General features: G+C 70.3%; 10 protein-coding genes. 7 read left to right on the top strand and 3 right to left on the bottom strand.

Annotation, left to right across the window (positions count from 1 at the left end):
* The first annotated feature begins 185 nt into the window (after positions 1-185).
* Entirely contained in the window at positions 186-995 is an 810-nt protein-coding gene (locus AC0VYM_RS22180) for an IclR family transcriptional regulator (protein WP_475455190.1), read from the top strand.
* A 76-nt stretch (positions 996-1,071) separates the two neighbouring features.
* Positions 1,072-2,325 carry a 4-hydroxybenzoate 3-monooxygenase gene (locus AC0VYM_RS22175; RefSeq protein WP_475455188.1) on the top strand — a complete coding sequence of 418 codons (1,254 nt, stop codon included), beginning with the start codon at positions 1,072-1,074 and terminating at the stop codon, positions 2,323-2,325.
* A gap of 4 nt (positions 2,326-2,329) precedes the next feature.
* Here AC0VYM_RS22175 and AC0VYM_RS22170 read toward each other — a convergent pair whose 3' ends face one another.
* Positions 2,330-4,390: an acyltransferase family protein gene (locus AC0VYM_RS22170; protein WP_475455186.1), complete on the bottom strand. Its 2,061-nt coding sequence runs from the start codon at positions 4,388-4,390 to the stop codon at positions 2,330-2,332.
* 352 nt (positions 4,391-4,742) lie between these two features.
* Between AC0VYM_RS22170 and AC0VYM_RS22165 the strand changes: the two genes are divergently transcribed.
* From AC0VYM_RS22165 to AC0VYM_RS22155, 3 genes are read left to right on the top strand one after another with little or no spacing between them, the layout of a single operon-like run.
* A complete protein-coding gene (locus AC0VYM_RS22165) occupies positions 4,743-5,537 on the top strand; it encodes a toll/interleukin-1 receptor domain-containing protein (protein WP_475455184.1) in 795 nt (264 codons plus the stop codon).
* Positions 5,534-7,627 carry a hypothetical protein gene (locus tag AC0VYM_RS22160; RefSeq protein WP_475455182.1) on the top strand — a complete coding sequence of 698 codons (2,094 nt, stop codon included), beginning with the start codon at positions 5,534-5,536 and terminating at the stop codon, positions 7,625-7,627. The genes AC0VYM_RS22165 and AC0VYM_RS22160 overlap by 4 nt, the downstream gene beginning before the upstream one ends.
* Positions 7,624-8,805, top strand: coding sequence for a hypothetical protein (locus AC0VYM_RS22155; RefSeq protein ID WP_475455180.1), 1,182 nt, complete (start codon positions 7,624-7,626; stop codon positions 8,803-8,805). The genes AC0VYM_RS22160 and AC0VYM_RS22155 overlap by 4 nt, the downstream gene beginning before the upstream one ends.
* A gap of 140 nt (positions 8,806-8,945) precedes the next feature.
* Here the strand turns inward: AC0VYM_RS22155 and AC0VYM_RS22150 are convergent, their stop codons facing one another.
* Entirely contained in the window at positions 8,946-10,253 is a 1,308-nt protein-coding gene (locus tag AC0VYM_RS22150; RefSeq protein ID WP_475455178.1) for a helix-turn-helix domain-containing protein, read from the bottom strand.
* A 321-nt stretch (positions 10,254-10,574) separates the two neighbouring features.
* Between AC0VYM_RS22150 and AC0VYM_RS22145 the strand changes: the two genes are divergently transcribed.
* A complete protein-coding gene (locus tag AC0VYM_RS22145; RefSeq protein WP_475455176.1) occupies positions 10,575-11,621 on the top strand; it encodes a hypothetical protein in 1,047 nt (348 codons plus the stop codon).
* Between the two features lies 1 nt (position 11,622).
* Here the strand turns inward: AC0VYM_RS22145 and AC0VYM_RS22140 are convergent, their stop codons facing one another.
* A complete protein-coding gene (locus AC0VYM_RS22140; RefSeq protein ID WP_475455174.1) occupies positions 11,623-11,946 on the bottom strand; it encodes a DMT family transporter in 324 nt (107 codons plus the stop codon).
* A gap of 137 nt (positions 11,947-12,083) precedes the next feature.
* Between AC0VYM_RS22140 and AC0VYM_RS22135 the strand changes: the two genes are divergently transcribed.
* Positions 12,084-12,449, top strand: coding sequence for a DMT family transporter (locus AC0VYM_RS22135; RefSeq protein ID WP_475455172.1), 366 nt, complete (start codon positions 12,084-12,086; stop codon positions 12,447-12,449).
* Positions 12,450-12,482 lie beyond the last annotated feature (33 nt).

The raw sequence follows: 12,482 nt of genomic DNA, 5'->3' as shown, positions 1-12,482 counted from the left end.
TCCCGTGGGGTGGAGAAGGCGCGTGCCCGGTATCGGGGCCCGCCCGGACTCGCGCCGACGCCGGACCGCGGCCCCGCGCGTGCGCGGTACTCCGTTCGATGCGAGACTGACCGGACCGGATGTTCGCCCCCCGCCCGTTCGGGCGCCGGGCGAACACGCGGGGCGAGCTCCGGAGGTGTTCGGGAATGGCCAGGTCCGCGTCGGGGGAGTCCGTGCTCACCCGCACCATGAGGATCCTCCGCGCCTTCAGCACCGTCTCCACCTCGCTCACGGTCTCCGAGATCGCCCGCCACACCGGCCTCCCCAAGGCCACCGCGCACCGCCTGGTGGCGGAGCTCGTCACGCTCGGAGCCCTGGAACGCGAACCCGACAGGCGCGTCCGTGTCGGCTACCAGCTGTGGGAGATGGCCGCGCGTTCCTCACCCGCCCGTGACCTCGGCCGCGCCGCACTGCCCTTCATGGAGGACCTCCAGGCGGTGGTGCGCGAACACACCCAGCTGGGAGTGCTGGAGGGCGACGACGTCCTCTACCTCGAACGCCTCTCCGCGCGGGAGGCCGGGCGCAACGTCGCGGAGATCGCCGGGCGCCTGCCGGTCCACGCCACCTCCACGGGCCTGGTGCTGCTCGCCCACGGCCCCGACGAACTCCGGGAACGGGTCCTCGGCGCAGACCTGCGAGCACACACCCCGCACACCGTCACCGACCCCGTCGAGCTCCGGCGCCTGCTCGCCGCCGTGCGCAGGGACGGGTACGCGGTCGCCCCCGGCATGATCGACCCGGGCGCCGCGGGTCTGGCCGCGCCGGTCCGCGACCGCGACGACCGGGTGGTGGCGGCCCTGTCCGTCGTCGTCCCGTTCCCCGGTGCCACCCCACCGCGCGCGCACCTCCCGGCCCTCGTGGCGGCGGCCCGTGGCGTCTCCCGGGCCATGGGCGCGCCGGCCAGGGGAGGGGGCGTGATCCGAACGAGGGGCCGCGCACGGTACCCCTCCCGCTGATCCCCTACGGCGGAAACCGTCCCATTCAACGGAACGGGACTGGTGCCGCCCCCACGACGGATCGCATGCTGTGCCCATGGACACCAACCCCCGCCAGGTCAGGGCCCGCGTGGCCGTCGTCGGCGCCGGGCCCGCGGGCCTGATGCTCTCCCACCTGCTCTCCCTCTCCGGAATCGACTCCGTCGTCATCGACGTGCGCGCACGCGCCGACATCGAGGCGACCATCCGCGCCGGCATCCTGGAACAGGGCACGGTCGACCTCATGACCGGAACCGGGGTGGGCGACCGGCTCCTCACGGAGGGCCAGCGCCACGAGGGCGTCGCGATCCGCTGCCGCGGCGAGTCCCGGCGCATCGACTTCCGCACGCTCACCGGCCGCGCCGTCCACCTCTACCCGCAGCACGAGGTGCTCAAGGACCTCATCGCCGCCCGCCTCGCCGCCGGGGGCGACCTGCGGTTCGGGGTCAGCGACGTCAGCGTCCACGGCGTCACCACGGGCGCCCCGCTGGTCCGCTTCACCGAGGCGGACGGGACCCGGGTGGAGCTCTCCTGTGCCGTGGTCGCCGGCTGTGACGGCACCCAGGGGGTCTGCCGCGCCGCCGTCCCCCGCCAGGCGCGGACCGACTACTTCCACGCCTACCCGCACGGCTGGTTCGGCATCCTCACTGAGGCGCCACCCAGCTCCCACGAGCTGGTCTACGCCCACTCCGAACGCGGTTTCGCGCTGATCAGCTCCCGTACGCCCACGGTGCAGCGGATGTACTTCCAGTGCGATCCCGCCGAGGACGCGGCGGACTGGAGCGACGAGCGGATCTGGGCCGAACTGCGCGCCCGGGTCAACGGCGGCGGGTTCGAGCTGAAGGAGGGCCCGATCATCCAGCGCGGCGTCATCCCGATGCGCAGTTACGTCGTGGACCCCATGAGCCACGGCCGCCTCTTCCTGGCGGGGGACGCCGCCCACACGGTGCCGCCGACCGGGGCCAAGGGCCTCAACCTCGCCGTCTCCGACGTCGCGGTGCTCTGCCAGGCCCTCGAACGCCACTTCCACCAGGGGGACCCGGGCCTGCTCGACTCCTACGGACGTACCGCCTCGGACCGGGTCTGGCGGGCGCAGCACTTCTCCTGGTGGATGACGTCCATGCTGCACACCGACCCGGCCGCCGACGCCTTCGGCCGCCGTCGCCAACTGGGCGAGATCGATCAGCTCACCGCGTCCGCGGCCGGGAGCACCTATCTGGCGGAGGCCTACACCGGCTGGCCCGTCGCCCGTACCAACCCCGACTCGGTCATCGCCGACACCCTCCGCCGGTCGGCCGAACGCACCCCGTGAGCGCTCAGGAACCGCCCAGGACCTCGTCGATCCGGGAACCCATGTCGTCCGCGAGCAACCGCGCGTAGGTGCCCGTGAGGTGGTGGGAGTCCCGGTAGACCACCACGTTCCCCACCACCGCCGGACAGGTGTCGTCCGTGCAGATCAGGTCGTTGAGGTCGACCATCTCGGCCCCCTCCACCTCCCGGACCGCCAGCTCCTGGGGGTCGTCCCGCTCCAGGGCGTCCGACACCGGCCGATCGCAGGACGAGGGGTCGTCCGCGTTCTTGGCCAGGCAGTCGAGCACGTCCGCCGTGGTGCGCGGCGTGTCTCGGATCGCGACGAGCGGGGTGCCGGACGAGGTGACCTCCTCCCACAGCTCGACCATCCCCTCCGCCATGGCGTCGCGCGCCTCCGGCCCCGACTGGTGGCCGTAGGGGAGCCCGGCCGCCGAGGAACTGCTGACCACCAGGTCCGGTTCCATGTCCTCGATCTCGTCGACCACCGCCTGGTTCCACTCCTGGCACTCCTCGTAGGGTTCGCCCTCACGGCCCACCTCGGCGGCGGTGAACGCGCAGGCGGACTTGTTGAACACCGCGAGCCGCCAGCCCCGGTCCTTCGCGACCTCGTGCAGGGCGGGGAACCACTGTGTGCTGTGCGAGTCCCCGGTGAGCGCCACCGTGGTGTCCGCGTCGTCGGGGCCGTAGAGGCACGGGTCCGAGGGGTCCCGTTTGTCGAAGCCCGCGTGGCAGCCGTCGTCGTACGCCTCGGGGGTGTCGTCCTCCGCGCCGATCGGTGAGGGGTACATCCAGGCACCCTCGGGAGAGGGCAGACCGATCGCCTTCGGCCCCACGTGCAGCTCCGGGTCGAAGTCGCTGGCCTGGAACCGCTCCACCCGCACCAGCGCCGTCGCGGACACGGCGGCCACGGCCAGGACGCCCACCAGTGCCACGGACAGCGCGCCGCGCCCGGTACGCACCAGGCCGTGCCGGGCCACCGGGTCCTCCACCCACAGCTTGGTCAGCCATGCCAGCAGGATCGACGTCGCCGCGACGGCCACCGTCCCGAGCGGCCCCAGGGTGTCCCGTTCGAGCAGCACGAGCGCGAACACGATCAGGGGCCAGTGCCACAGGTACAGCGCGTAGGAGATGTCACCGACGAACCTGGCGGGGCCGGTGCTCAGCACCGTGGCGGCGGAGGGACCCTCGGAGCGTTCGGCGGCGATCACCGCGACGCAGCCCAGCACGGGCAGCAGCGCGGCGTACCCCGGGAAGGGGGTGCCGGAGTCGTAGAACACGGCGGAGGCCACCACCGCGGCGAGCCCCGCCCACCCCAACGGCAGGCGCAGTCGGCGCGGCAGCCCCCGGTCGGCCAGGAACACCGCAAGCAGCCCTCCCGCCGCCAGCTCCCAGGCCCGGGTGGTGGGCAGGAAGTACGCGGAGGGATCGCCGCTCCCGGTCAGGACCACCGAACAGACCAACGACGCGGCGAACACCGACGTCAGGACCACCGTGAGCACACGGAGCCGACCACGCAGGAAGAGCGCCCACAGCACGAACAGCAGCGGCCACAGCAGGTAGAACTGCTCCTCCACCGACAGGGACCAGAAGTGCTGCACTGGGCTCGGAGCGGTCTCCGCCGCCAGGTAGTCCAGCGTCTGGTTGGCCAGGTACAGGTTCTCCACGTACGCGGCCGACGCCAGCATCTGCCAGGCGGTGTCGCCCAGCCGGGTGACCGGCAGCAGCACCAGCGCGGCGGCCCCGGTCATGAGGAGGACCACGGTGGCGGCCGGGAGCAGGCGCCGGACCCGGCGCACGTAGAACCCGGCCAGCGACACCCGGCCGTGCTCCCGCACCTCACGCAGAAGGAGGGAGGTGATGAGGAATCCGGAGATCACGAAGAACACGTCGACGCCCACGTACCCGCCCGGCAGCAGCTCCGGGTTCAGGTGGTAGACGAGCACGAGCAGCACGGCGACGGCGCGCAGCCCCTGTACCTCGGGTCGGAAACGGTTCCCGCGACCCCGGGCCCCGGACCGCCCCGGAGCGGCCTCGGCCTGTGGCGAAGTGAAGTCGGGTGATCGCATGCCGTCATACTGCGCCCCGGCACGGCCTTTGTGGAGGGAACTCGGAAGACCTTTCGCCAGTGTTTCCTGAGTCTTCGCCCTCCCGAGGGACACCGCTCCACTCACGTGCCCTGGGACCCTCCTGCCGCGGTGCCCCGACGGCGTCGGAGCCGACCTCGTCGGGAGGTTTCCCGTTTCCCCTCGCCTGGGCGGAGGGAAACAAGCCCATTGGCCTTTCTGAATCAGCTGTTTGGGCACATTATCGGAGCGCTGGCAAAAGGCGGATGGTGGCGATATCAACCACCGCGACCAATGCTGCCCAGGGTCCAGTGAAGTTCGTTCGAATGACGTGTTTCAGTGTGGAGGGAAATCCGTGACCAGCTGTTTCATCAACTATCGGACCGGAGATGGCGAGCAGGTCGCCACGCACCTCGGGCGGGAACTTTCCCAGCGTTTCGGTGAGAGTGAGGTGTTTCGTGCCAGTGATTCGATTCCGGCCGGTGTCGACTTCGAGCGGAGTCTCAAAAAGGCCGCTCGTGGTTGTGAGGTCCTCCTGGCGGTCATTGGCACCCGCTGGTTGGAGAAGCGGGAGAGCGACGGCCTGAGGGCGATCGACGATCCGGACGACTGGACGCGTTGGGAGATCGCCGCGGCCTTCCAGGCCGGATCCACCGTGATCCCCGTTCTGATCGACTCGACGCCCCGTCTGCGTGCCGCCGACCTTCCCGACGAGATCGCGGCCCTGGCTCGCTGCCAGTACCGGCGACTCCGTCACCGGACCATCGGCCCCGATCTCGACGAGATCGCCGAGGCGGTCCTGATCGCGGCCCCCGAACTTGAGGAGAGGGTGCGGTCGAGGGAGGAGGCCGGGGCGGCGGAACGGTCCGAACCCGGTACGGGCAACACCATGGGAAACGTCGAGGGGACGGCGATCCAGGCCAGGGACTTCAGCAACCACGGCGTGGTCGTCAACGGCGACCACGCGACCAACAGCACCGGTTCCGGTGACATCAACCAGAACTCCACCGTGCACCATGTCTCCGGGGATCAGAATTCCACCGTGCACCACGTCTCCGGGGACCACAACTCCACCGTGAACAACGTGTCCGGCGATCAGAGCATCAAGGAGCAGAACACCGGCCGCGCCGACCGGCGGGGGCGTGAGTGACCACCCAGGACACCGTGCGTCCCCCCGGTTCGCCTGCCATGTCCGTCACCGGTGACCGAGCCACCACCCACACTGGGTCGGGCGATGTCAACCAGGATGCGACGATCAACAACGTCACCGGCGACCAGTACCTGAACCAGTACTACGTGAGCGCCTACTCTGAGCGGCTCGGGTCGGGTGCCGACGGTGGCGTCACGTACGTCAAGGAACGCAGGATCGTCGCGGGTGACCGGCTGGCGACCCTGCGTCGACGGTTCGTCGCGCCGCCCGACTTCGACGAGCTCCACTGTCGCACCGTCATTGCCGAGCATGGCGCGGTGGTCCTCAGCTCCTCGCCGGGCGACGGTGCCAGGACGGCGGCGCTGATGGTCCTGGCGCCCGAGGGCGAGGAAGTGGACGGGGACGTCGAGGACGACCTCGTTCGCACCGGTCCGGACGGTCAGCCGGAGCTCGACGGAGCCACGCTTGAGGGCGGAGCCCGCTTGCTCGTGGATCTGACCAGGGAGAGCGGGTACTCCCTCACTCCCCTGCGCGACGCGCTGGAGGGTTTGCGCGTGCGAGTACATCGCGCTGGAGCCTCCTTGGTGGTGCTGGTCGGACGAGGCGATGAGGGGAAGCTCTCCCCGTCCCTGCGGGACCTGGTGGTGCGCCTCGACCGGCCGGACCCGCTCGCCGTGCTGGACAGGCACCTGGAGTCCCGCAATGTTCCGGGTACTTCCACTGCCTACGCCACACAGAGGGTCCGTACCTGGGCCGACACCGCCACCATGGGCGAGATAGAGGAAGTGGCGCGTCGCACCTTCACCGCTTACGGGGAGGCCGGGTACAAGGGGACGATCGGGGACTGGTTGGGCAGGGCCCTGGAATCGGGGGAGGTGGCTCCACCGGAGGACCTTGAAGCCGTGAAGGGGCGTGCTCGGGCGATCCTCCTCGCCACCTCCCTGATGGAGGGGGCTCCCGTCGAGAACCTGGCCGTCGGGGTGGATCTGTTGCTGTCCCAGGTCTCCTTTCCCGATGACGAGACACCCCTGCTCGACCGGCCGGGTTTCCAGGAGGAGCTGCGTCTGTGCGGGATCGAGACACGCTTCGAGCGCAGGGCGTACTTCACACGGATGGGCCGTGCTCGGATACTGCGGTCGGCGTTCTGGGACGCGCACCCCCGGCTCCACACCTCGTTCGGTCAGTGGGTGGACGCTCTCATGGCCGATCGCTCACTGCCGCCCGTGGACCGTGACCGGATCGCGGAGCGCTGGGCCGAGCAGACGCTTCGGATATCGGACCTCGGCGCGCTCTTCCCACGGGTCGAGAAATGGTCCAGGCAACGGCGATGGACGGCTCCGCAGGCGGCCGTACTGCTGACGAGTGTGCTGCGACACGAACAGTACGGGAGGAACGGTCGCCAGTTCATCTACTCGAAGGCGAAGAACGCGACCCTCTCCCCGGAGCTCGGTCAGGTCCTGGTCGCCGTCTGCGCGCAGGAGCTGGCCGCGACCCACCCGGGACAGGCGATCGTCCGGTTGCACCTGCTCGCTGGGAACCAGGAGACGGCGGTGGCCGACGCTGCGCGGGCCGAACTGGCCACGCTGACGACCGAACGCCCCCTGTACCTGAATCTTCTGGTCAGGGTCTGTGACCAGCTCCAGGAGCACTGCCACAAGCCGGGCTGGGACCACGGCACGGATCGCGACCTGCTGTGGGATCTCACCTCGCCCGCCCGATTGGCTGGCGTCCTGCGGGAGCGAGTCGGTCGCACCGCCGTGGAGTGGCGACTCAAGTCCGGATTGGCCGCGCTGTTCCACCGTGAGCAGGCCCAAACGAGAACGTACGCGGCGCGGTGGATCGGGTCAGGGCGGAGGCTGATGGAGGTGCTGCTGGCCGCCTCGGTCTCTGCCGGGACGCTGCCCGCCCTCTACACCTCCGGGCTGCGCTGGGCCGACGGGACGGCGACTCCGGAACAACGGGAAAGCCACCGGGCGGACGGCGAACTCCTCGTTCGTATGGTCGACGCCGCCGAGGGCCTGGACGGTCGTGAGTCACCGGTGGCGGACACCTCGACCCCGGCCGGAACACCGAGGAAGGAGAACGGATGAGTCCCGCACAGCGACGTGCCGCGATCCTGACCGCAGCGTTGGTCTCGTTGGGGGTGGTCCTGTACCTGACCATCGACTGGTGGGCCCTGGTGTTGGTACCGCCTCTGGTGCTCATCGGGGTGCTCGCTCTCATGATCAACAGCACCAAGGCGGCGACCCCCGGGGAGACGGTTCGCCCACCGGACCCGTTCGTGGAGAGCGGACCGAAGAACACCCGGATCAAGGCGGCCCTGGCACCCAGTCAGGACAGGGAGTACCCGTTCGTCCTCTCCGCCATGGTCTGGTGGAAGTGGGTGGGGGATCCGGACCACCGGTTGCGCAATCCCGAGGGCCTGGCAAGACAGCTCGTCGTGGAACAGGCCCGACGGGTGAGCGAGGGGTATCAACCCGAGCAGCACGACATGGCGCTCCACCAGGTCGCGGCGACGCTGGGAGTGGCGTCCCACGGATTCGGTGGGGCTGTGGAGGTGTGGGCGGAGGACGTCACGCTCGCGCTCTCCGAGGAGGACGAGACCCGGCTGGCCCGTATCGCCAAGGCCCGGAAGGAGAGCGTCCTCTGGGAGGTGGAGCGTTCGGTGGAGTCCGCGAAACGCAGGTACTACGCGGATGACGTGCTGGCGACCCCCGGCAGCGCGATCGTGTGGGACCTGGTGCGAGGGGACGCCGACGTCGACCGGACCCATGGACTGATCGAGGTGCTCACGCGGGTCGCGGAGGCCTCGAAGGGCGTCGACTCCGCCGATCTCCTGGATCGGCTGAGGGTGGCCTCCCCGGAATCGTTCTCCTTCCTCAACGGGACCGGACTCGCGGGCCGGTCACCGGACGGTTCCGTGTGGGAGTGGCCGGAGGGCCGGGACTGGGCGGACGAGGTGACGGTCGCCCGGACCTCCGGTGGCGGGGCGTCCACCAGCGCCGAGGGTGCTCTCGACGGAGCGGTCGGCGTGCTGATGAACGCGATCGAGGGCGTGGAGAACGAGGACCTGCGAGTCCAGCTCGTGGACAGACTGGTCAAGGATTTCGAGTTGGCTTCCCTGACCGGGATCGCGGAGATGATCCGTCGCCGCCATCCGCTTGAGCCCGAACGTGAAGCAGGCGGTGACGAGTCGCCCCTGATCGGCCTCACGTACCTCGCGCCGGAGGCGGTGCCCTCACCCAACGGTAACGGGGTGCCTTTCTGATCACGACGCACCACTGAACGAGCGAGGGGCCGTGCCGGGGAGCTGTCCTGGGGCACGGCCCCGCCCTTGTCCCGCTTCCGTTCAGCTGGCATGGTCCTCGCCCCGAATCGGGGCGAGGACCATGCTGTTTCAGACCGTGCTCAGACCGTGCTCAGAGCGGTGAGGAGACTCGGGGAGAGCTCACGCACGGATCGGTGGCCGTGGTGTCTCGCCAGGGTCTGGTGGAGGCGGCGTAGGTCCAGGCGGACGGTGGCCGAGTCCACCCCTGACACCCCGGTCAGGAGTTCGGTGGCGATGGTGCAGGACTGCTCCACCTCCCCGGACAGGGCGTGGGCGAGCGCTCGGCGCACCCCGAACCGGGTCCGCGCCCGAATCGCCTTCTCGGGCAGCGACGCGCATTCCTGGTCCAGGAGTTCGGCCGCCTCGTCCACGCGACCCAGATCGACCAGGCACCAGCCTCGGGTAACCCCCACCGGGTCGCCGACGTGCCGGGACCCAAGAATCTCCGGGCTGACCGTCTGAACGTCGGGGACTCCGGCCTGATCAGCGGCGAGGTGCTCACGGGCTCGCTCCAGGGCGCGCTCACAGGACACCAAGTCACCGATCAGGGCGTGCCCCTGCGCTTCACGTTTCGCCGCGAGACCGAGCACCCGGGACGACGTTCCAGGTGACATCTGGGCCTGCTGAGCCAGGGCAACGGTCTGCGGGCCGTCGTGCGCGTACATGGTCAGCAGGGCTCGGCGCACCAGCGCGTACTCGCCCATCTCCGCGTCGCCTCCGGCACCGGCCAGGGCCACTGCGGTGTCGGTCCACCACAGTGCCCAGCGCTCCGATCCACTCTCCTGGGCCATCCACCCGGTGTACTCCGCGAACCGCGCGGCCAGCCTCAGCACGGCTGGGCGCTGAGCCGGGGGAGCGGACTTCGCCAGCTGGCGGAGGGCATTGGACTGGACGATGGCGATGGGGAACACCATGGACGGGGCCATGTGCTGCCCCATGGTCCTGAGCTCGCCCAACTGACTACGGAAGCTGGCGAGCGCGGGTTCGGCGTCGGTGTGTCCTCCCTGGGTGGTGCCACCGGGCCCGGCGGCACCACCCAGCCCCGCCCCCAGCACGCTCAGGGCGCTGAGGGAGAGGGCGGTCCGGCGGTCCATTCCGGCGAAACCCGTTTCTCCGTCCGGGGTCATACTCATGAGCCATACCTCCTGGTCGACCGAAGGAGGCTCCGCCTGGTCGGTTTGGCTCTCGGTTGGTCCGGAGACGTGTGCTGCCAACAGGCCCTCGGCTCCGAGAGCCACGTCGCAGGCCCTCACCAGGTCCTGGGAGGGGTTCTTCGCCCCGGTCTCCACCTTGCTCAGGTGACTCTTGCTGAAGTGAACCTTCCGGCAGAGGTCCTCGAGGGTCATCCCGGCTTCCTGCCGACGGCGGCGGAGCTCCGCACCGAACATTCTTGTCACCTCACGGGGGGTAGAGCGGGGGTGTTCCGGTGCCTGCCAGCAGAGGCGGAGGGAAACGGACCGGGGCGGGCAGCCCGGCGACACCGGTCGGGCACAGGGGTCATATCCGACGGGCCTGGCCGGGAAACAGGTCCCGGGAGGAACTCTGTCCCGAGCGGGGACCGCCGGTCCTGAAAGCGGAGGAGTGGGTCCGAAGCGGGCCTGGGCCGGGCTCCGACTCGGCGTTGGTGACGCGTTCACGCCGGTTCTCGGGCACACTGGCCTGAGGAACCTTCCCGTCCAGCCCCTTGCCCCCGCACGAGGAGACACCCCGTGGCCACCTTCGCCCGTATCCGCCTCGCGGCGGTCATCGTGGTGTTGATCGTCCCCGCGGTGCTGTTTCCGCTGGTCGGGGAATGGACTCTGCTGTGGTTGCCCTTCACGATGGCGCTGTTGGGCGTGGTCCTGGCGCGCCCGGACCTGCTGGTGACGGCGGCGGAGCTGGTGACCGGCCGGGCCGGGGAGGCTGAGCGGCGGGAGGAGACCGACGTGCGAGGCTCTGGGGACGAACTCCGTGACCGCTCGGACCAGGGGGACGAGCCCGCGCCCGTCGAGGCGCCGCGCGGTCAGAGCGGGACCCTCGGTGTCCGCACGCGTCGGATCGATCTCCCGAGCGCGATGGACGACTACGCCTTCGGCTTCTCCGCGCTCGTGCACTGGCGGTGGGCCCACCGGGTCGACCTGAGCCTGCGCAACCCGGCGGGCCCGGCGGTCCGCTCGGTCGTGCTGCGGGCCCGCGAACTCCTGCGCGACACGCACCCCGAGGACCGCGCGGTGGCCGAGAGCGAGCTGGAATCGGCCTTCGCGGTGGAGGAACCGGTCGCCGGGGGCACGATCCAGGTGTGGGCGGAGAACGTCCGTCTGGAGCTGGAGGACGAGGACGAGGAGCGCCTCGGCCGCATGGCCCACCTGCGTAAGGACCGTGCGCTGAGGGCCGCCGAGCACGAGGCCGCGCGGATGCGCGAAGCGATGACCGGCGGCCCCGGCCCCGGGCCTGAGCTCGACCTGGAACCGGAGCCGAGGTTCCCCGTCCCGTCGCACGAGCTGTCCGACCTGCTGGAGGAGCCCGAGCCCGTCCCCACCGCCGGCAGCGGGGTGGACGAGGAGGGCTACGAGAGCTACTGGTGGCCCGCCGAGGAGGACGTGGACGAGGGCGGCATGGAGCAGGACGTCCAGGTCGCCATCCTGCGCGGGCTCATCGACTCCGTCGAGGGGGAGAGCGAGCGCGCCGCGTTCGTCCGCGAGCAGGTGGAGATCCTGGAGCGGAGCGGCTTCCCGGACGTCGCCGAGCGCATCCAGTCGGTCTACCCCGAGCAGTAGGTCACCCGCCGAGTTCGAGCGCCAGGACCCCGGCCACGGTCAGCACGACCCCGGCGACCTGGACGCGGGTGATCCGGTCGCGCAGCGCGAACACCCCGATGAGCGTGACGGCCACGATGCCCACGGCCGCCCACACGGCGTAGGCCACGCCCAGCCCGATCCCCTCCTCCAGAGCGAGGGCGAACAGGTAGTAGGCGCCGACGATGGTCACCACGGTGACCGCGGTGGGCGCGGGCCGGGTGAAGCCGTCCGAGTAGCGGCTGGCGATCGCGCCCACGACCTCCAGGGCGATCGTTCCGGCGAGGAAGAGATAGGCGAGGGACACGGGTTCTCCTGAGGTTCTCCGGCTCAACAACTTGAACGATGGTTCAAGTAGATCTAGTGTCAGAGTACACACCTATCTGAACGATAGTTCAAGTAGTTGGCCGCGCGGGCGCGGCCGACCGAACGAGGGGAACGAACATGGCCTGGCTCTACCTGGCGGCGGCACTCCTGACCGAGATGGTCGGCGCCACCGCCACCGGCCTCTCCGAGGGATTCACCCACCCGGTCGCGGTCCTGGTGGCCGTCCCGGCCGTCCTGGTCGCCTACTTCATGCTCGCGCTCGCACTCAAGCGGGGCATGGCCGTGGGCGTCGCCTACGGCCTCTGGACGTCATCCGGGGTGGCGATCGTCGCGGTCATCGGTCTCGTGCTGCTCGGCGACGAACTCTCCGCGGTACAGGTCGGGGGACTGGCACTCGTGATCGCCGGAGCCCTCGCCCTGGAACTGGGCCGGGCCCGCACGAGCCCGGAGCCCGAGGTCCCCAGGGAGCACAGCCGGGCCTGAACCCGCTGGTATCGTCGCCGCCAGAGCACTGAC

Source organism: Nocardiopsis sp. iso_237, from assembly GCF_056173345.1.
This window is presented reverse-complemented; position numbering and strand designations above follow the sequence as displayed.

Excerpts from the sequence above, each read along its gene's own strand:
- AC0VYM_RS22155 (WP_475455180.1), top strand. The coding sequence starts at position 7,624 with ATGAGTCCCGCACAGCGACGTGCCGCGATCCTGACCGCAGCGTTGGTC.
- AC0VYM_RS22135 (WP_475455172.1), top strand. The coding sequence starts at position 12,084 with ATGGCCTGGCTCTACCTGGCGGCGGCACTCCTGACCGAGATGGTCGGC.
- AC0VYM_RS22150 (WP_475455178.1), bottom strand. The coding sequence starts at position 10,253 with ATGTTCGGTGCGGAGCTCCGCCGCCGTCGGCAGGAAGCCGGGATGACC.
- AC0VYM_RS22170 (WP_475455186.1), bottom strand. The coding sequence starts at position 4,390 with ATGCGATCACCCGACTTCACTTCGCCACAGGCCGAGGCCGCTCCGGGG.
- AC0VYM_RS22180 (WP_475455190.1), top strand. The coding sequence starts at position 186 with ATGGCCAGGTCCGCGTCGGGGGAGTCCGTGCTCACCCGCACCATGAGG.
- AC0VYM_RS22175 (WP_475455188.1), top strand. The coding sequence starts at position 1,072 with ATGGACACCAACCCCCGCCAGGTCAGGGCCCGCGTGGCCGTCGTCGGC.